We start from the raw sequence: 22085 nt of genomic DNA on the forward strand, positions 1-22085 counted from the left end.
TGACCTCTTCGAGGCCCTTCGACAGGCTCAGGGAGCGTCCTGCAGATCGTTCGCGCCTCAGCGGTCGTCGCTCGTGCCCTCGGCCCGTTCGGCGGCCTGCGCCTGCTCGGTCTTGCCGCGCGCGATGGTCTCGTCGTCGTCGGTGAGGACGCCGGCCAGCTCGGTGACGCGCCCCCTGGTCGCGGCCAGCCCGACCCCCTCGTGGCCGTCGGAACCGTCGACGACCTCCTCCGGCACGCGGTGCACGTGGTCGTCCTCCGGCAGCCGGCCGCGCACGTGGGCGACGCAGAGCCGGGCGACCTCCTCGGCGTTGCGGTGCATGACCGAGTGCGCCGCGCCGGGGATGCGCCACGAGGTGCCGCGCGGGAGGAGGCGGGTCACCTCCTGCGTCCAGGACAGCGGGACGAGGCGGTCCTCCTCGCCGGAGAGGACGAGCGTGCGGGCACCGATCCGGGGCAGCGCGTCCTCGATCCGGAACCGCAGCACGGCGGGCAGGATGCGGAAGATCCAGCGCGCTCCCGACAGCGCGTACGCGTAGAGGGCGAGCGCGACGACGCGCGGCGGCTCGTGCAGGCAGGACTGGGCGAAGCGCAGCAGCACGCGCCAGGATCGGCGCTCCCGGGCGTTGACGACGGGAGAGATCAGCACGACGTCGGACACCTCGCGCGTGGCTGCGAGCGCCGCGACGATCTGCGTCCCCATGGAGTGCCCGACCAGGACGGGGTCCTCGAGCCCGAGCCGGTCGACCACGTCTCCCACGAGCTCGGCGTACTGGACGACCGTCATCGGGCGACCGGGGTGCGGCACCCCGCCGAACCCGGGCAGGTCGAGCGCGATCACGGGACCGAACTCGTTCAGCCGCAGCGCGAGCCGCTCGAAGTAGTTCGAGGTGACGCCGATCCCGGGCACCAGGACGAAGGCGCGCGCACCCTCGGCGCCGGCGGTGCTGACGCGGGCGTACAGGTCGCCCGACCAGACCCGCTCGACGCTGACGTCGCTGCGGCTGCCTCGCGCCGCCGTCGTGCGAGCCACGGGCCTAGGTGTACCCGGTCATGAGGTTGGTGACAGTCGCGCGAGTGGGGTGAGTCCATCGAGTGCGGAGTGGGCTCGTTCAGTGTTGTAGTGCTCGACCCAGGGAGCAAGCGCTGCAGCGCGGGCGGCGTTCGACGTCCAAACCTGTCGGTAGGCCCACTCTGAGGCAAGGGTGCGGTTGTAGCGCTCCGCCTTGCCGTTCTGCCAGGGGCAGTGCGGCTTGATGAACTTCTGGGCGATTCCGTGCTCGGCGCAGACCGTGACGAGGGAGTAGCGGTAGGCGAAGGCGTTGTCGGTCATCAGCCGCTCGACTCGGTCGACTCCTCGCTCGGCTAAGTAGGCCAGCGCGCGCTCGAGGAACGCCGCGCACGTCACGCCTTTCTCATCGGTAAGTACTTCGGAGTAGGCGAGCCGGGAGTGGTCATCGACGACCGAGTGGACGTAGTCGTAGCCGATCAGGGCCCGCTTGTGCTTGTCGCTGTTGGTCGCGAGGCGCCCGTGGGCGCGCCAGCCGCCGCCGGCGGGGATCCGGCCGATCTTCTTGACGTCCATGTGGACGAGCTCGCCCGGGGCGTCCTTCTCGTAGCGGACGGCGGTGGTCTTCGACGCGCGGATCACCTCGCCGGTGACCGGGTCCAGCACGGCCAGCCTGGGCAGCTGGTGACGGACCAGGACCCGCGACACCGTCCGGGCGCAGACCGGGTGCCGAGCGGCGATCCACGCCGGCCCGCGGCGGTACTCGACCCGGTCGGTCGTGATCGCCTCCTCGACCACGGCCGGGGTCTGGCCGGGGCTGTGGTGCGGGCGCGAAGACCGATCGAGCAGCCCTGCGTCGCCCTCGGCCCGCCAGCGGCGGACCCAGCGATAGGCGCACTGGCGCGAGATCCCCATCGCCTTCGCGGCGTGGGCGACGGGCCAGTGCTGGACGACGACGCGTTCGATCAGCAGCAGCCGACCATGACGATTGAGCCGGGCGTTAGCGTGAGCCACCTGAGGGCCTCCGAGCGGTAGAAGACGACACATCTCCCACCGCACTCGGAGGTCCTCTTCACGTCAAGCACTCGAACCGAGTGTCACCAACGTCCTGGCCCAGTACACCTAGGCCCCGTCTCTCGATCCCGACGGGCGCTGACACGGCCCCGCATCCCGACCGGCTGCGCCGGCCTCGCTCGGCGCAGCCCGCTGCGCGCTCGCTCCTCCGGCTTGCCGGACCGGGCGCGGATGCCACGCCAACGCCTGCCGGGAATCGAGGGACACGGCCTAGTGCCCGAACGTGTCCGAGTCGGTGACGCCCTCGTCGCCCCGGTCGAGGCCGGCGATCGCCGCCAGGTCGTCGTCGTCCAACGCGAAGTCGAAGACGGCGAGGTTGTCGGCCAGGTGCACCGGGTTCGTCGACTTGGGGATCGGCACCAGGCCCAGCTGCACGTGCCAGCGCAGGATCACCTGCGTCGGGGTCTTGTCGTAGCGCTCGCCGATGGCGACCAGGGCCTCCTCGCCGCGCAGCTCGGCGCTGCTGGCGCCGATCGGGCTCCACGACTCGGTGGCGGTGCCGTACTCGTCGTTCGCGGCCCGGACGTCGGGCCGGGTCGTGTACGGGCTCAGCTGGACCTGGTTGACGTCGAGCAGGATCCCGGTCTCGTCGACGACCCGCCTCAGGTGGGCCGGCTTGAAGTTGGAGACCCCGATCGCGTGCAGGACCCCCTCCTCGCGGAGGGCCTCGAGCCCGCGGACCGCGTCGACGTAGCGGTCCTGGTCCGGGTTGGGCCAGTGCACGAGGAGCAGGTCGAGGTAGTCGGTGCCGAGGCGCTCCAGGCTGGCCTCGCACGCCTTCCGGACGCCGTCGACGCTGTGCCACTCGCGGTTGAGCTTGCTGGTCAGGAAGATCTCCGAGCGGTCGACGCCCGAGACGCGGATCCCCTCGCCGACGCCCTCCTCGTTGCGGTAGTTCTCCGCGGTGTCGATCAGCCGGTAGCCCGCGGCGAGCGCGTCCGCGACCTGGCGCACGACGGCTTCACCGGTCACGGGCGACGTGCCGAGTCCGAGCACCGGGATCTCCGCGCCGTGCACGAGCTTGCGGCGCGGGGCGTGCGGCGCCGGCGCGGTGGTGAGGGCCTCGCCGCGGCCGGGGTCGGGGCGGACGTCGTCGGGAGTCAGGGACACGGCTCCCAACCTACGGCGCGGACGTCCCAGCACCCCGACCGCCCGGGAGCGCCCAGCGGACCTCGTCCCCGCCGTCCTCGGGAGCGGGCCCCACGACCAGCCCGTCGGCCACGAGCGAGGCCAGCGCCCGCTCGCGCTGCACCGGCTCCGGCCAGGCCGCCTCGAGCTCCTCCGGGCCGACGGGGGAGTCGCTGCTGCGCAGCACGGCCAGGAGCGCCCCGCGGCACTGCCGGTCGGTGCCCTCGTACGTCTGTCCCCGCCGCGGCGGTCCTGACCACTCCGGGTAGCCGGCCCGGCGCCAGGCGCAGCGTTCCGGCACCGGGCAGCCCTCGCAGCGGGGTCGCCGGGCGGTGCACACGACGGCGCCGAGCTCCATCGACGCGACGGCCCAGCGGGCCGCCACGGCGGGTTCGTCGGGCAGGTAGGCCTCGGCGACCGCCGTCTCGGCCCTCGTGGGACTCGTGCCGGGGTAGGCCTCGCCGATCGCGACGCGACCGATCACCCGGCGGACGTTGGTGTCGAGCACGACCGCACGCCGCCCGAAGGCGAAGCTGGCGACGGCGGCCGCGGTGTACGAGCCGACGCCGGGCAGGCTGCGCAGGTCGTCGAGGTCGGCGGGCACCTCGCCGCCGAAGCGTTCGGCGATCGCGACCGCCGCCCCGTGCAGCCGCAGGGCGCGGCGCGGGTAGCCGAGCCGGCCCCAGGCGCGGACGGCCTCACCCGACGGGGAGTCCGCGAGGGCCGCCGGGGTCGGCCAGCGCTCGAGCCAGCGCGCCCAGGGCTCCCGCACGCGCTCGACCGGCGTCTGCTGGAGCATGAACTCGCTCACGAGGACGGCCCACGGGGTGGCGCCCGGCCGCCGCCACGGCAGGTCGCGGGCGTTCTCGTCGTACCAGCGGGTGACGGCCCTCACCGTCTCCGCCTCGCCCCGACGCGCCTCGCGCTCCAACCGCCGCTCTCCTCGCTCTCTCGCAGGACGAGGGTGTCCTCCGACGCGCCGCGTCCGGCCACCGGCGCCAGCCGCTGACCCTCACCCTACGAACAGCCGGCGACCGGCCCTCCGGCGCAGCGACCAGTGGTCACCCGTGGTCGCTGCGTACGGCGTGTCGCGACGACAGCTGACCACTGGTCAGCGGGGAGGGGCGAGAAGGAGGGGCGAGGGGCGAGGGTGGGCGGAACCCCGAGGGTGCCCGGCGAGCCTGACCGCCGAGGTCGTGACCCGTCCTTAACCTCGGGCCATGAGCAGCGTCCTGCACCCGGTCGGGCCCGAGCCGCGGGAGCGCTACTGGGTGCGGCGGCTGGCCGTGCTCGTGGCGGCCGTCGTGGCGATCGTCATCGTGATCGCCCTGGTGGGCAACGCGATGAGCGCCGGGTCGGCGGTCCAGGCCGAGCCGGCCCCGCCGAGCGTCCCCGAGCCGACCCTGCCGCCCGTCACGGCCTCGGCCAGCCCGTCCCCGAGCGCGAGCTCGAGCGCCTCGGCGAGCCCGACCCCGTTCGCCGCCACCGCGAGCGCGCTGGCCTCGGGGTCGCCCACCGCGGGGAGCACGGTCACGCCGGACCCCGGCCAGACGGCCAAGGCCGAGCGGTCCACGCCGCCCACGTCCACCGAGAAGAAGAAGGCGGAGCAGCAGGCGGCCGAGAAGAAGGCGGAGGCGAAGAAGGCCGCGTCGAAGAAGAAGGCCGCGCCCGTGCTGGCCTCCTGCCCGGCCGACGACGTGCGCTCGACGCTCACCGGCCCCCGCACGGTGAAGGCCAAGAAGTCGGCGACCTTCGAGCTGTCGCTGATCAACGGCTCCGGCAAGGCCTGCTACGTCAAGGTCACCAGCGGCAACTTCCGGTTGACCATCGTCTCCGGCTCCGACCGCATCTGGTCCTCGGAGGACTGCCCGAAGAGCGTGCCCGCCACCAGCCGCAAGCTGGCGGCCGAGAAGTCGGTCGACTGGACGATGAAGTGGGACGGCTCGCGCTCCGGCGACGGCTGCACGAAGCGCCCGGAGGCGCCGAAGCCGGGCTACTACGTCGCCATCGCGAACTTCGACGACGCCCGCGAGGTCCGCTGGCGGGTCATCCTCACCTAGGGTCGAGGAGCGGCGTCGGGCTCAGTCGAGCCGGTCGCTGTACGCGGCGTCGGCCAGGCGGAGCAGCCCGTCGCGGATGACGCGGGCGCGGCTCTCCCCGACGCCGTCGACGTCCTGCAGCTCGGCGATGCTCGCCCCGAAGAGGGCCTGCAGGTTGCCGAAGTGCTCGATGAGCCGCACGCCCAGCGCCGCCGGCAGCCGGCCGATCTGCGCGACCTGGCGGAAGCCGCGGCTGACCACGCGCCCGTCGAGGTTGACCACCGGACCGAAGCCCATCGCCCGGGCCACCGCGGCCGGCTCGACCAGCTGGGCCGTGCTGAGCCGGCGCAGGTGCTGCAGGGAGAAGTCGGCGTCGTCGTGGGCGCGGTAGTCGCGCTCGAGCAGCTCGGGCAGCCGGGCGAAGTCGACGGCCAGCTCCGACAGCTGCAGGGTCAGCAGGCGGCCGTCGGACCCGAGCTCGTGGACGTAGCTCTCGATCTCCTCCTCGAGGCGCCGGACCATCTCCAGGCGCTGCGCGACCAGGGCCACGTCGCGCACGGTGACGGCGTCCTGCACCTCGAGCGACGACAGCCGGGCGATCACCTCGGTCAGTCGCCCGCGGTAGCGCTCGAGGGTCTGCAGGGCCTGCTCGGCCCGCGACAGGATCTGCGCGGAGTGCTCGACCAGGTGGCGCTCGTCGCCGAGGAAGAGCGAGATCGTCGCCATCGACGACGAGACCGAGACGACGGGCAGGCCGGCCTGGCGGGCCACGCGCTCGGCCGTCCGGTGCCGCGTGCCGGTCTCCGACGTCTCCACCGACCGGTCGGGCATGAGGTGGACGCCGGCTCGGACGATCCGTGTGCGGTCCTCGCTGAGCACGATGGCGCCGTCCATCTTGGCCAGCTCGCGCAGGGCCGTGGCGCTGAAGGCGACGTCGAGGGCGAAGCCGCCGGTCGAGATCTCGTCGATCACGTCGTTGTCGCCGAGCACGACGAGCGCACCCGTACGGCCCCGCAGGATCCGCTCCAGGCCGTCACGCATCGGCGTCCCGGGGGCCAGCGCGCGCAGCTCGTCGAGCATCGTGAAGCGCGGGCCCTCGTCGCCCTCGGTGCCCCCCATGGCGTGCTCCCGATCCTCGCGTCGACCGCTCTCCGGCCGATCGCGGGCGATCCTAACCCTGTCGTGCGACGGTCAGCGCTCTCCGAGGCCGGCCGCGGCCAGGGCGTGGGCGAGCGTCGGGACGGCGTGGACGCGCATCCCCGACCGGTCGCTCGTAGCGATCCTCCGCGCGTCGACCAGCCGCCGACCGGCCGCCGGCGCCTCGGTCGGCACCAGGGCGTCGGTGAACCCCAGCCGCGCCGCCTCCGCCAGCCGGCGCTCCGTCCCGGGCACCCGACGCAGCTCGCCGGCGAGGCCGACCTCGCCGATCGCGATGGTGCGCGGGCCGAGCGTGGCGTTCGTCGCGGCCGACGCCACGGCCACCGCGATGGCCAGGTCGGCCGACGGGTCGGTGACCCGCGCCCCGCCCACCGTCGAGGCGTAGACGTCGCGCCGTCCGACCGGTACGCGGCAGCGCCGCTCGAGCACGGCGAGCACCATCGAGACCCGGCCGCTGTCGAGCCCGCTGACCGTGCGCCGCGGGCTCGGCAGCTCGGTCGGCGCGACGAGGGCCTGCAGCTCGGCGAGCAGCGGGCGGCGGCCCTCCATCGTCACCGTCACGCAGGTGCCGGGCACGGGCTCGGCGTGCACGGAGGTGAACAGCCCGCTCGGGTCGGTCACCTCGACGATGCCGGTCTCGGCCATCTCGAAGCAGCCGACCTCGTCGGCGGGGCCGAAGCGGTTCTTGGTCGCGCGGACCATCCGGAAGCCGGAGTGCCGGTCGCCCTCGAAGGCGAGCACCACGTCGACGAGGTGCTCGAGCAGTCGCGGGCCGGCGATCGCCCCGTCCTTGGTCACGTGGCCCACGATGACCACGGCCATGCCGCGCCGCTTGGCCACCCGGACGAGCGCGCCGGTCACCTCGCGCACCTGGGTCGGGCCGCCCGGCGAGCCCTCCGCCTCCGCGGTGCCGACGGTCTGCACGGAGTCGACGACGAGCAACGACGGCTCGACCTCCTCGATGTGGCCGAGGATCGTGCCGAGGTCGGTCTCGGCGGCCAGGTAGAGCTCGTCGGCCAGCGCGTCGGTGCGTCCAGCCCGCAGCCGCACCTGCGCCGCGGACTCCTCGCCCGAGACGTAGAGCGTGCGGCGCCCGGCCTTGGCCCAGCGGGCGGCGACCTCGAGCAGGAGCGTGGACTTCCCGACGCCGGGCTCGCCGGCCAGCAGCACCACGGCGCCCGGCACGAGCCCGTCGCCGAGCACGCGGTCGAGCTCGCCGACCCCGGTCAGCGTCCGCGCGGCCAGGTCGGGGTCGACCCGGGCGATGGGCACGGCCTTCGCGCTGGGCGCCTGGGACCGGATTTGCGCCAGCTTGGGCGCGCCCGCCTCGACGACGCTGCCCCAGGTCTGGCACTCCCCGCACCGGCCCTGCCAGCGCACGGTCGTCCAGCCGCACTCGGTGCAGTGGAACCCGGGCCTGCTCGCAGTCTTCGGCACGGCTCAGACGGTAGGCGGGGGCTCTGACAGTTCCGTCCCGGCGCGCCCGAGCCGCGCGGCGACCTCGAGCACCCGGGCGTTGGCCTCGGTCTCGCCGACGGTGATCCGGACGCCGTCGCCGGGCTGGCCCGAGACGTACGGGCGCACGACGAGCCCGGCGTCGGCGAACGTCTCCGCGACCGCAGTGGTCCCCGGGCCGGCGGGCAGCCAGACGAAGTTGCCCTGCGCGTCGGGCACGTCGAGACCGCGCTCGCGCAGCCCGGCCACCAGCGCGTCGCGCCGCTCGACGAGCTCGGCGACCCGTGCGAGCAGCGCGTCCTCCTGCTCCAGCGAGGCCAGGACGGCGGCCTGCGCGGGCAGCGACACCCCGAAGGGCAGCGCCACCGAACGCACCGCCTGGGCCAGGCGTGGCTCCGCGACGCAGTAGCCGACGCGGAAGCCGGCGAGCCCGTACGCCTTGGAGAACGTCCGCAGGACCACGACGTTGTCGCGCCCCTCGGCCACCTCGAGCCCACGCACGGCGGCCGGGTCGGTGACGAACTCGACGTACGCCTCGTCGACGACGACCAGCACGTCGTCGGGCACCGCGTCGACGAACCGCAGCACCTCGTCGTGGCGCAGCGCCGGACCGGTCGGGTTGTTCGGGCTGCAGAGGAGGACGGCGCGGGTGCGCGGGCCGACCGCGGCGAGCATCGCGTCGAGGTCGTGCTCGGCCCCGGGCCCGAGGGGCACGCCGACCCAGCGGGCGCCGGTCAGCAGCACCGAGATCGGGTACGCCTCGAAGCTGCGCCAGGCGTGCACGACCTCGTCGTCGGGCCCGCAGACGGCCTGCAGCAGGTGGTAGAGCACGCCCACCGAACCGGTGCCGAGGGCCAGCCGGTCGGGCGTCACGCCGAGACGGGCGGCGAGGGCCTCCGCGACGCGGGTGTTGGCGATGTCGGGGTAGCGGTTCATCGCGCGGCTCGCCTCGGCGACCGCGTCGAGCACCTCGGGCAGCGGGGCGAAGGGGTTCTCGTTGCTCGAGAGCTTGTACGTGACCAGGTCACCCCGCTCGGGGGCGGGACGGCCGGCGACGTACGCGGGCAGCGCGGACACGGCGGGGCGCAGCGGGACGGGCATGGGTCCTTCGTTCGACCGGGGCAGCAGGACGGGGTCTGGCGACCTACAGGCGCACGAGGCCGTTCGGCGTCGCGAAGACCGCGGCGACGATGCCGGGCTGGCCGTTGGGCGCGACCCACTCGATGTCGAGGTGGTCGAGCACCAGGTTGGCCTTGCCGCCCAGCCACTCGTCCACGCGGTCGTGGTCGCCGGCGATCTCGAGCTTGGACAGGGCGATGTCCCCGCCGCCCGCCGATGGGTGCGAGGCGGGGTCGCTCAGCCACTGGACGAAGAAGGGCAGCTGCGGGTCGCTCTGCAGGCCCTTGACCCCGAGCTGGCGCCAGCGGAGCTGGTGGTTGTCGGGGGTGAACCGGCTGCCGTCGACCGCGGTGCGCCCGAGCCGCTGCTCGAAGGGCGCCACGTCGCTCACGGACACGACCCAGCCGAGCCAGCCGCCGCCGTCCTCGGAGCGGGCGCGGACGGCCTGGCCGAAGGGCGCCTTCTCCGCGGCCGGGTGGTCGAGGACCTCGACCACCTCGAGGTACTGCCCGCCGGCCAGCGGGAGGATCCGGTTCTGGGTGCCGAACCGCGGGTGGAAGCCCCCGTCGACGAAGCGGGCCCCGAGCTGCCCCCCGAGCCGCCGGGTCGTCTCGTCGAGGCCCTCGGGCCCCGCGGCGAAGGCGAGGTGGTCCAGCTGCATCGTGGTCCCCTGCATCAGCCCATCCTGACCCGGGATGAGCCACGGGTGGGCACCGGGTCCGCGGGATGGGCCAGCAGCCGGCCCCTCCGCGTCTCGAACTCCTCGCACAGCCCGACCAGCACCGCGTACGCCCGCTCGCCCATCAGCGCGCGCAGCTCGTCGGCGTTGGTGGCGTAGACGGGGGCGTCGGCGACGTGGGCCTCGGTGTTCGACGAGCAGTACCAGTCCAGGTCGTGCCCGCCCGGGCCCCAGCCCTCGCGGCCGTACTCGCCGATGCTCACCTCGAGGTAGGTCGTGTCGTCGGTCCGCGTCACGGTCCGGTACTGGCGCCGCTGCGGCAGCTGCCAGCACACGTCGGGCTTGGTCTCGGTGATCGGCACGTCGACCTCGAGGGCCATCCGGTGCAGGGCGCAGCCAGAGCCGCCCGGGAAGCTCGGACGGTTCAGGAAGACGCAGGCGCCGTCGTGGACGCGGGTCTTGCGGGCGGGCTCGGTGCCCTCGGGCAGGTCGGTCACGTCCTCCAGCTCGACCCACCCGGCGCGCAGGCCGACGTCACGGTGCTGCCACTGCTCGGGCGTCAGCGAACCCACCGCCTCGGCCACCCGCTGCTCGTCCTCGTCGTCGGCGAAGTGCGCCCCGAGGGTGCAGCAGCCGTCGTCGGGCCGGTCGGCGTAGATGCCGGGGCAGCCGCGGCCGAAGATGCAGGTCCAGCGCGAGGTCAGCCACGTGAGGTCGCAGCGGAACACCTGGTCCGGGTCGTCGGGGTCGGTGAACTCCGTCCACGCCCGCGGAAATCCGACGCTCACCTCGGGCATCGGACCAGCGTAGTCTCGCAGGGTGACGGACCCGAGCCCTCGTGAGGCGCAGTCGTCCCCCGCACTCCCGAAGGTGGCGCTGTCGACCTCCTCGGTCTACCCGGAGGGCACGTCCAGCGGCTTCGAGCTGGCCCGCAAGCTGGGCTACGACGGCGTCGAGCTGATGGTCGGCATCGACGCGGTCGCCGCCGACATCGACGCGGTGGAGAAGCTGCGCGACTACCACGGCGTGCCGGTGCTCGCCGTGCACGCGCCCTGCCTGCTGATCAGCCAGCGGGTGTGGGGGACCGACCCGTGGGCCAAGCTCGACCGCTCCGCCGAGGCCGCCATCCGCCTCGGGGCGGACGTCGTCGTCGTGCACCCGCCGTTCCGCTGGCAGGCCGAGTACGCCCGCGGCTTCGTGGCCGGCATCGAGCGGCTCAACGCCGAGTACGACGTCACCTTCTGCGTCGAGAACATGTACCCGTGGCGCACGCCGGGCCGTGAGGTCAAGGCGTACGTGCCCGGCTGGGACCCGACCGAGCTGGCGTACGAGCACCTGACGCTCGACTTCTCCCACGCCTCGACGGCCCAGCAGCAGTCGATCGACCTGGCCAAGTCGTGGGGCTCCCGCCTGCAGCACATCCACCTCACCGACGGCACGGGCTCCCGCAAGGACGAGCACCTGATGCCGGGCTTCGGCGACCAGCGCGCGGGCGAGACGCTCACCTGGGTCGCGGAGAACGGCTTCGACGGCCACGTCGTGCTCGAGGTCAACTCGCGCAAGAGCGGTTCGCGGGCCAAGCGCGAGGACGACCTGCGCCAGGCGCTCGACTTCACCCGCGAGCACCTGGCTGCGGCCACGCGGAGCTTCGCCGTCGACGGGACCGGGACCGCGCAGGAGCGGTGACTAGGCGCTGACGCGCTCCAGGAACGGAGCCGCGGCCTCCACGAGCGCCGCCGGGTCACGGGCGACCCAGCCCTCCTTGGCGCCGGGCACGACCAGCAGCTCGGAGCCGGGCAGCACGGCGGCCAGCCGGCGGCTGGGCCCGCGGTTGATGGCGTCGCGCTCGCCGAGCACGACCACGGCCGGCACCTCGACGCGGCCCGCGAAGGGCGTCCAGTCCACCGTGCGGACCTGGTCGAGCAGCTCGAGCACCCGGCGCTGCGGCCCGTGGAGCTGCTGCACCCGGCCGACCGACAGCAGCCCGTACGCGGCGTCGGCGAGCCCGCGGCGCTGGCGGTCCACCGCCCGGCTGGCCGTGGTCAGGACGAGGGCGGCGACGCGGTCGGGGTGGTTCGCGGCGACGTGCAGGGCGACCATCGCGCCGTAGCCGCTCCCGCAGAGGACCGCTCGAGCGGCACCCGCGCTGTCCAGGGCCTCGAGCACGCTCAACCCGGGCGACTCGAGGACGACGAGCCCGGGCGCGGGGGAGAGGTCGGGGAGCAGGGCCGTGCGGCCACGCCCCGTCCAGGCCTGCTGCCACGACTCGTCGCTGCCGCCGGCCGAGGTGGCGGGGCGCAGCACGACGGCGGGGGCGGTGGTGGTCACGTGATCATCCTCGCCCACTCAGAGCCAGCTCACGCGTGGCGCGATCACCGCGTAGCCGACGAAGGCGGCGACGTCGAGCAGGGTGTGGGCGACGACGAGCGGCGTCACGCGTCGCCAGCGCAGGAACACGAGCACGAAGACCACGCCCATGATCAGGTTTCCGACGAAGCCGCCGTAGCCCTGGTAGAGGTGGTACGAGCCGCGCACGACCGCGCTGAAGGCGATCACCGCCGGCATCGCCCAGCCGAGCTGGCGCAGGCGGACGACGAGGTAGCCGACCATGATCACCTCCTCGAGCGCCGCGTTCTGCGCCGCGGAGAGGACGAGGACCGGGATGGTCCACCAGTGGTCGCCGAGGCCGGAGGCCTGGACGTCGGTGTTGAAGCCGAGCGCCCGCGCGCCGAGGTAGAGCCCGAGCCCGGGGATCCCGATGCACGCCGCGATGACGACCCCACCGAGCAGGTCGATCCGCGGGCGCGGCGGGACCAGGCCGACCAGGCGGCCGGCGGGGGCGTTCGTCGCGTTGAGCAGGTAGAGGGCGAGCAGCACCGGGACCATCGCGAAGCCGATGCCGACGAGCTGGTAGCCGAGGTCGAGCCAGGGCCGGTCCGGCGTGGCGGAGGAGTTGAGCGTCGAGGTCTGCGCCGCCAGCGGCACCCCTCGCGTCTCCCGCTCGACGATCGAGAGGATCGAGTAGACCGCCGAGCGCCCGAGCGACAGACCGAGCACGAGGAAGATCTCGAAGCCGTAGCGGCTGCGCGCCACGTCCGGCAGGGCCGGCGGGTGCAGGACCAGCCCGGACCACCCGGAGGGACCGACCAGCCGCTCGCGCAACGCCATCGCCACGGGCCCATCCTGCCCGGCCGGCCGAGGAGCGGGCCCGGTGCCGCGGATCGGGGGCGTCCGCGCGCGTGACGGACTCGCGCCTCACCCGCACCCTGGAAGGACGTCGGGCTGGTGTAAGGGAGCACCTAGGGTGTGCCCATGCGCGTGGGAGTGTTCGGTGCGACGGGCCAGGTCGGCGGCGTGATGCGTGCGCTGCTGGCGGAGCGGTCGTTCCCGGTCGACGAGATCCGGTTCTTCGCCTCGGCCCGTTCAGCGGGCACGACGCTCCCCTGGGGCGACGGCGAGGTCGTCGTGGAGGACACCGAGACGGCCGACTTCACCGGCCTCGACATCGCCCTGTTCTCCAACGGCAAGGCCGCGTCCAAGGCGACCGCCCCGCGCGTCGCCGCGGCCGGCGCCGTCGTGATCGACAACTCCTCGGCCTGGCGCATGGACCCCGAGGTCCCGCTCGTCGTCTCCGAGGTCAACCCCGACGACGCCCTCGACCCGCCCAAGGGCATCATCGCCAACCCGAACTGCACCACGATGGCCGCGATGCCGGTCCTCGCACCGCTGCACCGGGCGGCCACGCTCGTCCGCCTCCAGGTCGCGACGTACCAGGCCGTCTCCGGCTCCGGCGGCGTCGGCGTCGCCGAGCTCGACGGCCAGGTGCGCGCGGTCGCCGACCACGCCGCCGACCTCGCCTTCGACGGCCGGGCGGTCGAGCTGCCCGCGCCGAGGACGTACGCGAAGCCGATCGCCTTCAACGTCCTGCCGCTCGCCGGCTCGATCGTCGACGACGGCTCGCTGGAGACCGACGAGGAGCAGAAGCTCCGCAACGAGTCCCGCAAGATCCTGCACGTCCCCGGCCTGCGGGTCGCGGGCACCTGCGTGCGGGTGCCGGTCTTCACCGGCCACTCGCTCGTCGTGCACGCCGAGTTCGCCGACGACCTGAGCCCGGAGGAGGCCACCCGGCTCCTGGCCGACGCCCCGGGCGTCGAGCTCAGCGACATCCCGACGCCGCTCGACGCCGCCGGGCGCGACCCGAGCTACGTCGGCCGCATCCGGGCCGACCAGTCGGCGCCGGAGGGCAAGGGCCTGGTGCTCTTCATCAGCAACGACAACCTGCGCAAGGGCGCGGCGCTCAACGCGGTGCAGATCGCGGAGCTGCTCATCCGGACGCCGGCCGGGAGCCAGGCCTGACGTGACGGTGCACGGGACCGACCGGCGGCCGCCCCGACGCCTCGCCCTCCTGGGGGCCGGCGTCATGGGCGAGACCGTCCTGTCCGGTCTCGTGCGCGCGGGCTGGGACCCGGCCACGATCGTCGCCACCGACCGCCGTCCCGAGCGGGTGGCCGAGCTCGAGGCCGCGTACGGCATCACGATGTCCTCGAACGTCGACGCGGTCGCCGGCGCGGAGACGGTCCTGCTGGTCGTCAAGCCGCAGGACATGACCAGCCTGCTGGGCGAGATCGCGCCCGCGCTGGACGCGACCACCCTCGTCGTCTCGATGGCGGCCGGCGTGGACACCGCGACCCTCGAGGCCGGCCTGCCCGCCGGCCAGCCCGTGGTCCGCGTCATGCCGAACACCCCGGCGCAGGTCGACGAGGGCATGGCCGCCGTCGCGGCCGGTTCGTCAGCGACGGACGACCACCTCGAGCGGGTCCGCGACATCCTCACGGCCACCGGGCGGGTGGCGGTCGTGCCCGAGCGCTACCTCGACGCGGTGACCGCGATCTCCGGCTCGGGACCGGCGTACCTCTTCTTCGTCGTCGAGGCGATGATCGAGGCCGGGGTCCACCTCGGCCTGCCGCGCGACACCAGCACCGAGCTCGTCGTCCAGACGATGCTGGGCTCGGCCAAGCTGCTGCGCGAGAGCGGCGAGCACCCGGCGATCCTGCGCGAGCGCGTGACCTCGCCCGGCGGCACCACCGCCGCGGCGCTGCGCGAGCTCGAGGACCACAAGGTCCGCGCGGCCTTCCTGAGCGCGATGGAGGCCGCCCGGGACCGCAGCCGCGACCTGGCCGCGGCCGCGCGCGAGCAGCGTACGGGCGCATGAGCCCGGCGACCGACGGCGGCAGGCCGGTCCTCGTCTACTCCGAGGCGCTGACCGGCTACGACTTCGGCAAGGACCACGCGATGTCGCCGGGGCGCGTCCGGGACGCGGTGACGCTCGCCCGTTCGCTCGGCGTGCTGGAGCACCTCGAGGTCGTGGCGCCCCCGCCCGCGGACGACACCCTGCTCGAGACGGTGCACACCCCCGGCTACATCGAGGCGGTGCGGCGCGGCGAGCCCGACGAGAGCCACGGGCTCGGCACCAGCGACAACCCGGTCTTCCCCGGGATGCACGAGGTCTCCTCGCAGGTCGTCACCGCGAGCGTCGAGGCGGCGCGGCAGGTCTGGGAGGGTCACGCGCTGCGCGCGTCGAACATCGCCGGCGGCCTGCACCACGCCATGCCGGACCGCACGAGCGGCTTCTGCGTCTACAACGACGTCGCCGTCGCGATCCGGTGGCTGCTCGACCACGGGGTCGAGCGCGTGGCGTACGTCGACGTCGACGTCCACCACGGCGACGGCGTCCAGACCGTCTTCTACGACGACCCGCGCGTGATGACGGTGAGCCTCCACGAGACGCCCGCGTGCCTGTTCCCCGGCACCGGCTTCCCGACCGAGACCGGCGGGCCCGGTGCGCTGGGCACCGCCGTGAACGTCGCCCTGCCGCCCGGCACCGGCGACTCCGGCTGGCTGCGCGCCTTCGACGCGATCGTGCCGCAGGTGCTCGCCGCCCACCGTCCCCAGGTGCTGGTCACGCAGCACGGCTGCGACTCCCACGCCCACGACCCGCTCGCCGACCTGGACCTGAGCGTCGACGGCCAGCGAGCCTCCTACCTCGCCCTCGCCGCCCTCGCCGACGAGCTCTGCGAGGGTCGCTGGGTGTCCACGGGCGGTGGTGGGTACGCCGTCCTGCACATCGTGCCGCGCGCATGGACGCATCTGCTCGCCATCGTCGGCGGCGAGCCGCTCGACCCCGAGACCCCGACGCCGCAGGCCTTCCGCGACCTCGTCGGGGAGTACGCGCCCCTGACCATGGGCGACGGCGTGGAGGTGTCGTTCCGGCACTTCGATGATGGCTTCTCGCCCGACAGCCGCCTCGACCAGGCGATCATGGCCACCCGCCGCGCGGTCTTCCCCGAGCTGGGCCTCGACCCCGGGTTCTGATTCTTCCTCCTCGCGCCCGCCTCCGCCCTACGACCCGGTCTTCCTCCTCGCTCGTCAGCAGTCGTCGCTGCCGCTGCCGCGGCTCTGCAGCTGACTCGTTCGTCGTCCAGACCGGGCCGGGCTACGGCTGCCCGACGCTCGGAGGGGCGGCGTCCGTCCAGACGCTGCTTGCACTCGCGGGGGTTCATTGACCGGCCAAGACAACCGTCAAGTCGAGGTCAAGCACCGGCCCGGCGTGTCGGGGGATTTCCTGTGAAGTACCTGTACCAAGCGCCCCGATTACCACTACTCTCACACCAGTGCTCGCGTGACGCCGGAGGGGAAGCCCGGCGCCGACGGCACAGAAACGAGCGCGAGATGGTGGACCCGAGCCCCGGTGGCGTCAGGCCGATCGGCGGCAACCTGTCGAACGTCAACTTCCTCACCGTCGCCGAGGTGGCGGCCGTGATGCGGGTGTCGAAGATGAGCGTCTACCGCCTCATCCACGCCGGTGAGCTCGAGGCCGTGCGCTTCGGCCGCAGCTTCCGGGTGACGGAGAAGGCGGTCGACGCCTACCTCAAGGGCTCCTACTACGAGACCGGCTAGGCCCCGGGCCCGCAGGCCCGGGACCTGACGGCGGTCAGGCCGCCCGGACGCCGAACCAGCGGCTGAGCGCGGGCACCCGGCGCAGGAGCAGCCGGTCGGCGAGCAGCACGAGCACCAGGCTCGCGCCGAACAGCGGCAGGAAGACCCCGAGCGCGACGAGTGCGACCACGAGCAGCGGCGTCGTGCGCAGCGGCATCCGGGCGCGGGGTGCGCCGAGCGTGCCGTCCTTCGGTCGCCGGCGCCACCACATCAGCGGCCCGGACACGCACACGAAGAGCACGAGCAGGCACATCGCCGCCGAGCCGATCATGTTGGCCGAGCCGAGGCTGCGGCCCTCGTGCAGCGCGATGCCCTGGGCGACGACCTTGGCCAGGGCGGGGTAGTCGGCGTAGCCGTACGTCGACACCACCTCCCCTCCGAACCGCCCGACGTGCACCGTGCGCTCGGCCGTCGGGTCGTGGAAGGCGTAACCGATCACCGAGAAGACCCCGTCGTCGGTCTCGGGCAGCGCGATCGTCAGCGGTCGCGCCAGCCCCTCGCGGGCGGCGACGAGGACGGCCGTGTCGACGTTGGCCACCGAGCGCTCGTCGTCCTCGCTCCCCGTATCCGACCCAGCGCCCGAGGTCGGCCGCTCCGTGCCGCCGAGGGCCCACGGCACGTCGCGGGCGTGGCTGTGCGGCAGCGACTCGTCGAGCGTGGAGGTCGGGCTGGACACCGCGCCGTGGTCCTCCGACCAGAAGGACGTGCCGCCGCGGCTGGCCAGCTGCTGGGCCTGCGCGCCCCACACGCCCGTCCACGGCAGGCCGCTGACCAGCATCCCGAGCAGGGCGACGCCGACGACGGCCCCACCGACCGCGTGCCGCTGGCGCAGCGTGGCGTCGCGCAGCCGCACGCCCCCACCCGGCGTCCCGGCCGCCGCCCGGGCGTGGCGCAGCACGCGCCGCCGCGCGGTCCAGCCGCGGACGAACAGGTAGTAGCCGGTCAGGGCCATGACGATCGCCCAGCACGTCGCGACCTCGATGACGACGTCGCCGACCGTGCCCGACATCAGGTTCGCGTGGAGCCGGACGGCGGTGCCGCTCAGCGTCGAGTCGGGGTTGAGCGCACCCAGCACCCGGGCGTCGTACGGGTCGACGAAGACGTCGCGGGTGCTCTCGTCGGGCATGGCCAGGCTGAACCGCGTCGAGGAGTACGGGTCGCCCGGCTCGGTGACCGACACCAGCGTCGCGCCGGCCAGCGACGGGTCGGTGGCGATGCGGTCGACCACCTGCTGCTGCTGGACCGCGTACGGCATGAGGAAGCCGTCCGCGGCGGGCTCGACGCGCATCAGGTCGGCGTGCAGGAGGGGTTCGACCTGGAAGCGGAAGAGGTAGATCAGCCCGGTCACGGCCAGGACGGCGAGCACGGGCAGGACGAGGAAGCCGGCGTAGAAGTGCCAGCGCCAGAACGGGGCGAACCAGGAGGTGCGCCGGGGACGGTCGGGGACGGACGCGGCGCCGGGCGCGGGGGCGCGCTCGAGCGTCGGGGCAGGACTGGTCATCAGACCTCACGAGGACGAGGGGGCGGCGCCGGACCCGTACGCGGGTCGGCGCTGGCCGGAGGGGTGGTGCAGGACGGTCGCGCGGGCCGGCCAGGAGGCACCCCTAGCCGGCGACGACCGCCGGTGGTCCTCGGGGTCCGGCGACGAGCCAGACGGGTGACAGGCAGCGCAGCAGGGCGGGTGCCGGCGGCACCGTCGCCGGGGCGGCACGGCGTACGCGGACGGCGCAGCGCAGGCCGGCGGCGACCGCGACGGACTCGGCCGCGCGCCACAGCCAGGCCTCGCCGCGCGCCAGCAGCCAGGCGGTGGCCAGGGTGGCGACGACGTGCGCGACCCACATGAGCCAACCCGGACCGGGCATGTCCATGGCCGGTCCGGAGGTGGCGGCCTGCAGGGCCTCGGGGGTGAGTCCGGGCGCGTGCAGCGGCCCCACGTGGTGCGCGGGCGCGGCGAGGTGGACGTGGGTGGCGCTGGAGGCGACGGTGAAGATCGTGTGCAGCAGCACCTGCTCCCCGGCGAGCAGCAGGGCCAGCACGCCGAAGCCGCAACGACGAGCGGTCAGCAGCGTGGCCACGAGGCCGAGCACCACCGCGGCGACGAACAGCACCCCGGGTCCCGGCAGCGAACCGCCACCGACCAGGTGCGCGCCGGCGGCCAGCAGCAGCGAACCCCCGCCCAGCGCGCCGGCCCGGGCCAGGCGCACGCGCCCGCCCGCCGGGCCCACCACGCGCGCGCTCACCCGGAACAGCATAGGGAGCGCGGGCGGACGCTCACGGCAGCGCGAGCACCACCTCGAAGGTCCGGGCGCCCGGCCACAGGGCGTGCTCGGGCAGCACGTCCATGCCGCAGGCGCGGCTGCCGACGCCGTGCACCGCGTCGTCGACGAACAGGTGCGTCCGGGTCGGGGCCGGGAGCTCGTACGGGTGCCGCGCGGCGTCGACCTGCTGCGGGGTCCACGGGCTGAGGGTGAAGCCGGGCCGATGCCCGTCGGCGGTCGGGCGGGTGCGCACCACGAGGCGTGAGGCATCGCCGTCGGCCAGGACGAGCTCGCGCAGCGCCGCCCGGTGGCCGGTCTCCTGCGGCCGGGAGTAGTGCACGCCCAGCTCCTCCAGCCCGGCGGCGAACCGCCCGACCACCGCGGCGTCGTGGGTGTCGGGATAGCTCTCGGCCGGGCCCGTCCCGAACCACTCCGCGCGGTCGAGCGTGGCCGGCAGGTCGAGCCGTACGCCCACCCGCGGCCAGGTGCAGTCCCAGGCCGGGTCGGGCTGGACCTCGACCCGCAGCAGCAGGCCCTCGTCGACGACCCGCCAGCGGTAGGTCACCTCGACCCCCAGCGCCCGCGTCGCGGCACCGACCCGCACCCGGACCTCGGCCTCCTCGCGCCCGGCGTCGCCCCCGGTGCGCACCGAGCGGACGCGGTGCACCAGGCGATCGAGCCCGCGCTCGCGCCAGCGTGCCGCCGACGACGGGCCGGGCGCGCCCTCCCCGAGGGTGTCCTCCGGGGCACCCAGCTCGTACGAGCCGCGGTCGTCGCTCCGGTCGTTGTCGGTGGGCGCGCGCCAGAGCTCGAGCCGGGGGCCGGAGACCTCGAGGTCGCCGACGCGCGTGAGCAGACCGGTCGCGAGGTCGAGCTCGGCCGGCCCGAGGCGCAGCGACCCCGAACGGTCCGCGGGCGACAGGGCCGTCGGCGACCAGGGCCGCTCGACGCCCACCCCGAGCCGCGCGGACGCCGGGGTGAGGTCCCACTGCGCGCTCGCGACCACGTGGCCCGCGGGCGCCCAGGCCGTGTCGTCGGCCAGCTCGACGCGGACGGTCAGCCACGTCTCGACCCCGGGCGTCGGGTCGGCCTCGAGCAGGGCGCCCGGCAGCGACACGGCCGCGGTCTCCCCGGCCTCGACGGGCAGCGCGTCGACGCGCACGGCCTCGTCCGGCACGCCATTCACCTCGCGCACCCCGACCAGCCGCAGCCCCTCGGTCGTCGCGGAGTGCCGCCGGTTGCGCACGTGGAGCGTCGACCCCTCGCGCTCGAGGCGCACCGGCGCGTTGACCGCCGCCCACTCGGCCAGCCCGGGCGTGGGCGTGCCGTCGGGCAGCACCATCCCGTCCATGACGAAGTTGCCGTCGTGCACGACCTCGCCGAAGTCGCTGCCGTACGCGAAGTAGTCGGTGCCGTCCGCGTTGCGGGCCAGCAGGCCGTGGTCGCGCCACTCCCAGACGAAGCCGCCGTGCAGGCGCGGGTGCTCCTCGAACAGGTCGTCGTAGGTCTTGATCCCGCCCGGCCCGTTGCCCATCGCGTGCACGTACTCGCAGAGCACGAGCGGCTTCGAGCGGACCCGCGCGGCCTCCGCGGCCGAGTGCAGGTAGCTGACGAAGCCCGACCCCGAGCCGATCGCGGCCGTCTCGGCGTAGTTCGGGTACATCCGTGAGTAGAGGTCGGTGTACGCGGCGCTGTGGTCGCCCTCGTAGTGGACCGGGCGGCTGGGGTCGCGCCGGTGCACCCACTCGGCCATCGCCGCGAGGTTGCGGCCGGTCCAGGCCTCGTTGCCGAGGGACCACACGACGATGCTCGGGTGGTTCAGGTCGCGCTCGACCGTGCGCTCGATGCGGTCGAGGTAGGCCTCGGTCCACGCGGGGTCGTCGCTCGGGTTGCCCACCCAGTCGTCGAGGACGAAGCCGTGTGTCTCGAGGTCGCACTCGAGCACGACCCAGAAGCCGAGCTCGTCGGCGAGGTCGAGCACGCGCGGGTGCGGCGGGTAGTGGCTGGTGCGGATGGCGTTGACGTTTGCGCGCTTCATCGCGAGCAGGTCCTCGCGGGCGAAGTCCTCGTCGAACATCCGCCCCCGGACGGGGTGCGTCTCGTGGCGGTTCATGCCGCGGAAGACCAGCCGGTCGCCGTTCACCAGCAGCCGGTCGCCGACCACGGCCACGTCCCGGAACCCCACCCGCAGGCTCACCGTCTCCCCGGTCGAGGTGACCGTCGCCGCGTACAGGCGGGGCGACTCGGCGGTCCAGGGCTCGACCTCGCCGACCTCGAAGGCGCGTAGCTCGGCGGCCGAGGCGAAGGTGCGCTCCACGCCCAGCTCGGGCACGCGGACGGTCACGGGGAAGGCCTCGGGGGCGGCCAGCAGCCGGGGGTCCAGCGAACCCCGACCCGACGTCCGCGACGCCGGCGCGTACGCCGCGTGGAGCCAGACGTGGTCGAGCGAGCCGACGGGTCGCGCCAGCAGCGTCACCGAGCGGAAGATGCCGGGCAGCCACCACTGGTCCTGGTCCTCGACATAGCTCGCGGCCGACCACTGGTGCACGCGCACGGCGAGCACGTTGGTGCCCGGGCGCAGCGCGTCGGTGACGTCGAGCTCCTGCACCAGCCGGCTGCCCTTCCCGACGCCGATCTCGGCGCCGTTCAGCCACACGCGGTAGAGCGACTCGACGCCGTCGAAGCGGAGCAGCGTCCGCGTCCCGGCGTGCGTCTCGTCGCCGACCCACGCCGGGGCCTCGAACGTGCGCCGGTGGTCCCCGGTCGGGTTCTCGTCGGGCACGTGCGGCGGGTCGAGCGGGAAGGGGTACTGCACGTTGGTGTAGATCGGTGCGCCGTAGCGCTGCTCGCCGGACGGGTCGCCGTGCAGCACCCAGTGCGACGGCACCGGCAGCGTGTCCCAGGGCCCGTCGTCGTACGCCGGGTCGGCGAAGGTCGCGTCGAGGCCGACGGGGGAGGGCGACCACCGGAAACGCCAGTCGCCGTCGAGGCTGAGGGAGGGCGCGTCGGTCTCCACCCACGCCCGCGCGGGGCTCCGTCGCCCGGTGCCGGGACCCGTGTCCTCGAGGTACGCCAGGTCGTCGGTCAGCACGGGCTCGTCCACGGCTTCGACGTTAGCGCCCGTGGCAGGTAGGCTTCCGTGGCCGTCGGGCAACCGACGCGCACCAGCTT

The 22085-nt window shown here is 74.2% G+C and carries 20 protein-coding genes; 6 read left to right on the forward strand and 14 right to left on the reverse strand.

The features are described 5' to 3' along the window. Positions 1 to 57: 57 nt before the first annotated feature. The 4 genes from BLU42_RS19865 to BLU42_RS19880 all read right to left on the reverse strand — a co-directional run bounded on the left by BLU42_RS19865 (position 58) and on the right by BLU42_RS19880 (position 4105). Entirely contained in the window at positions 58 to 1032 is a 975-nt protein-coding gene (locus BLU42_RS19865) for an alpha/beta fold hydrolase (RefSeq protein WP_091078659.1), read from the reverse strand. Positions 1033 to 1050: 18 nt separating this feature from the next. After that, positions 1051 to 2022, reverse strand: coding sequence for an IS481 family transposase (locus BLU42_RS19870; RefSeq protein ID WP_091079479.1), 972 nt, complete (start codon positions 2020 to 2022; stop codon positions 1051 to 1053). Positions 2023 to 2292: 270 nt separating this feature from the next. Beyond that, a complete protein-coding gene (locus BLU42_RS19875; protein ID WP_231918351.1) occupies positions 2293 to 3192 on the reverse strand; it encodes an aldo/keto reductase in 900 nt (299 codons plus the stop codon). 10 nt (positions 3193 to 3202) lie between these two features. After that, the gene (locus tag BLU42_RS19880) at positions 3203 to 4105 is read right to left on the reverse strand and encodes an HhH-GPD family protein (protein WP_231918352.1); all 903 of its coding nucleotides are present in this window, start codon (positions 4103 to 4105) and stop codon (positions 3203 to 3205) included. Between the two features lie 325 nt (positions 4106 to 4430). Between BLU42_RS19880 and BLU42_RS20790 the strand changes: the two genes are divergently transcribed. Next, complete coding sequence (locus tag BLU42_RS20790; protein WP_157720112.1) at positions 4431 to 5270, forward strand: hypothetical protein; 840 nt, start codon at positions 4431 to 4433, stop codon at positions 5268 to 5270. A 21-nt stretch (positions 5271 to 5291) separates the two neighbouring features. Here the strand turns inward: BLU42_RS20790 and disA are convergent, their stop codons facing one another. From disA to BLU42_RS19915, 5 genes are all read right to left on the reverse strand, one after another. Continuing rightward, a complete protein-coding gene (gene disA / locus BLU42_RS19895) occupies positions 5292 to 6368 on the reverse strand; it encodes a DNA integrity scanning diadenylate cyclase DisA (RefSeq protein WP_091078669.1) in 1077 nt (358 codons plus the stop codon). A 72-nt stretch (positions 6369 to 6440) separates the two neighbouring features. Next, positions 6441 to 7844, reverse strand: a complete 1404-nt coding sequence (radA, locus tag BLU42_RS19900) for a DNA repair protein RadA (RefSeq protein WP_091078672.1) — start codon at positions 7842 to 7844, stop codon at positions 6441 to 6443. A gap of 3 nt (positions 7845 to 7847) precedes the next feature. Further along, on the reverse strand, positions 7848 to 8963 hold the full coding sequence (gene hisC / locus BLU42_RS19905) for a histidinol-phosphate transaminase (RefSeq protein WP_091078676.1): 1116 nt from the start codon (positions 8961 to 8963) through the stop codon (positions 7848 to 7850). Between the two features lie 43 nt (positions 8964 to 9006). Continuing rightward, entirely contained in the window at positions 9007 to 9642 is a 636-nt protein-coding gene (locus tag BLU42_RS19910) for a VOC family protein (RefSeq protein ID WP_091081160.1), read from the reverse strand. Between the two features lie 14 nt (positions 9643 to 9656). After that, on the reverse strand, positions 9657 to 10457 hold the full coding sequence (locus BLU42_RS19915; RefSeq protein ID WP_091078679.1) for a hypothetical protein: 801 nt from the start codon (positions 10455 to 10457) through the stop codon (positions 9657 to 9659). A gap of 73 nt (positions 10458 to 10530) precedes the next feature. On the opposite strand from BLU42_RS19915, the gene BLU42_RS19920 reads away from it, so the two are divergent. Next, positions 10531 to 11346 (forward strand): sugar phosphate isomerase/epimerase family protein, encoded by an 816-nt coding sequence (locus BLU42_RS19920; RefSeq protein WP_231918353.1) that lies wholly within the window; start codon positions 10531 to 10533, stop codon positions 11344 to 11346. Here BLU42_RS19920 and BLU42_RS19925 read toward each other — a convergent pair whose 3' ends face one another. Then, positions 11347 to 11988 carry an alpha/beta fold hydrolase gene (locus BLU42_RS19925; protein WP_091078686.1) on the reverse strand — a complete coding sequence of 214 codons (642 nt, stop codon included), beginning with the start codon at positions 11986 to 11988 and terminating at the stop codon, positions 11347 to 11349. Positions 11989 to 12006: 18 nt separating this feature from the next. Further along, entirely contained in the window at positions 12007 to 12834 is an 828-nt protein-coding gene (locus BLU42_RS19930; RefSeq protein WP_407940233.1) for a CPBP family intramembrane glutamic endopeptidase, read from the reverse strand. 138 nt (positions 12835 to 12972) lie between these two features. On the opposite strand from BLU42_RS19930, the gene BLU42_RS19935 reads away from it, so the two are divergent. The 4 genes from BLU42_RS19935 to BLU42_RS19950 all read left to right on the forward strand — a co-directional run bounded on the left by BLU42_RS19935 (position 12973) and on the right by BLU42_RS19950 (position 16617). Beyond that, entirely contained in the window at positions 12973 to 14016 is a 1044-nt protein-coding gene (locus BLU42_RS19935; RefSeq protein ID WP_091081167.1) for an aspartate-semialdehyde dehydrogenase, read from the forward strand. A gap of 1 nt (position 14017) precedes the next feature. Continuing rightward, positions 14018 to 14872 carry a pyrroline-5-carboxylate reductase gene (proC, locus tag BLU42_RS19940; RefSeq protein WP_269458004.1) on the forward strand — a complete coding sequence of 285 codons (855 nt, stop codon included), beginning with the start codon at positions 14018 to 14020 and terminating at the stop codon, positions 14870 to 14872. After that, positions 14869 to 16032: an acetoin utilization protein AcuC gene (locus BLU42_RS19945; protein WP_091078691.1), complete on the forward strand. Its 1164-nt coding sequence runs from the start codon at positions 14869 to 14871 to the stop codon at positions 16030 to 16032. The genes proC and BLU42_RS19945 overlap by 4 nt, the downstream gene beginning before the upstream one ends. A 357-nt stretch (positions 16033 to 16389) precedes the next feature. Beyond that, entirely contained in the window at positions 16390 to 16617 is a 228-nt protein-coding gene (locus BLU42_RS19950) for a helix-turn-helix domain-containing protein (RefSeq protein ID WP_091078695.1), read from the forward strand. Positions 16618 to 16651: 34 nt separating this feature from the next. On the opposite strand, the gene BLU42_RS19955 is transcribed toward BLU42_RS19950, so the two are convergent. The 3 genes from BLU42_RS19955 to BLU42_RS19965 form a co-directional block, all read right to left on the reverse strand. Continuing rightward, on the reverse strand, positions 16652 to 18157 hold the full coding sequence (locus BLU42_RS19955) for a PepSY-associated TM helix domain-containing protein (protein ID WP_091078699.1): 1506 nt from the start codon (positions 18155 to 18157) through the stop codon (positions 16652 to 16654). A 103-nt stretch (positions 18158 to 18260) separates the two neighbouring features. Continuing rightward, positions 18261 to 18896: a hypothetical protein gene (locus BLU42_RS19960; protein ID WP_157720113.1), complete on the reverse strand. Its 636-nt coding sequence runs from the start codon at positions 18894 to 18896 to the stop codon at positions 18261 to 18263. Between the two features lie 31 nt (positions 18897 to 18927). Continuing rightward, the gene (locus tag BLU42_RS19965) at positions 18928 to 22017 is read right to left on the reverse strand and encodes a glycoside hydrolase family 2 TIM barrel-domain containing protein (RefSeq protein ID WP_231918354.1); all 3090 of its coding nucleotides are present in this window, start codon (positions 22015 to 22017) and stop codon (positions 18928 to 18930) included. Between the last annotated feature and the right edge of the window lie 68 nt (positions 22018 to 22085).

Origin of the sequence: Microlunatus sagamiharensis, from assembly GCF_900105785.1 — a bacterium.
Taxonomy (GTDB): Bacteria; Actinomycetota; Actinomycetes; order Propionibacteriales; family Propionibacteriaceae; genus Microlunatus; species Microlunatus sagamiharensis.

Coding starts and splice junctions, on each gene's coding strand:
- BLU42_RS20790 (WP_157720112.1), top strand. CDS start 4,431: ATGAGCAGCGTCCTGCACCCGGTCGGGCCCGAGCCGCGGGAGCGCTAC.
- disA (WP_091078669.1), bottom strand. CDS start 6,368: ATGGGGGGCACCGAGGGCGACGAGGGCCCGCGCTTCACGATGCTCGAC.
- hisC (WP_091078676.1), bottom strand. CDS start 8,963: ATGCCCGTCCCGCTGCGCCCCGCCGTGTCCGCGCTGCCCGCGTACGTC.
- BLU42_RS19910 (WP_091081160.1), bottom strand. CDS start 9,642: ATGCAGCTGGACCACCTCGCCTTCGCCGCGGGGCCCGAGGGCCTCGAC.
- BLU42_RS19915 (WP_091078679.1), bottom strand. CDS start 10,457: ATGCCCGAGGTGAGCGTCGGATTTCCGCGGGCGTGGACGGAGTTCACC.
- BLU42_RS19935 (WP_091081167.1), top strand. CDS start 12,973: ATGCGCGTGGGAGTGTTCGGTGCGACGGGCCAGGTCGGCGGCGTGATG.
- BLU42_RS19945 (WP_091078691.1), top strand. CDS start 14,869: ATGAGCCCGGCGACCGACGGCGGCAGGCCGGTCCTCGTCTACTCCGAG.
- BLU42_RS19950 (WP_091078695.1), top strand. CDS start 16,390: ATGGTGGACCCGAGCCCCGGTGGCGTCAGGCCGATCGGCGGCAACCTG.
- BLU42_RS19955 (WP_091078699.1), bottom strand. CDS start 18,157: ATGACCAGTCCTGCCCCGACGCTCGAGCGCGCCCCCGCGCCCGGCGCC.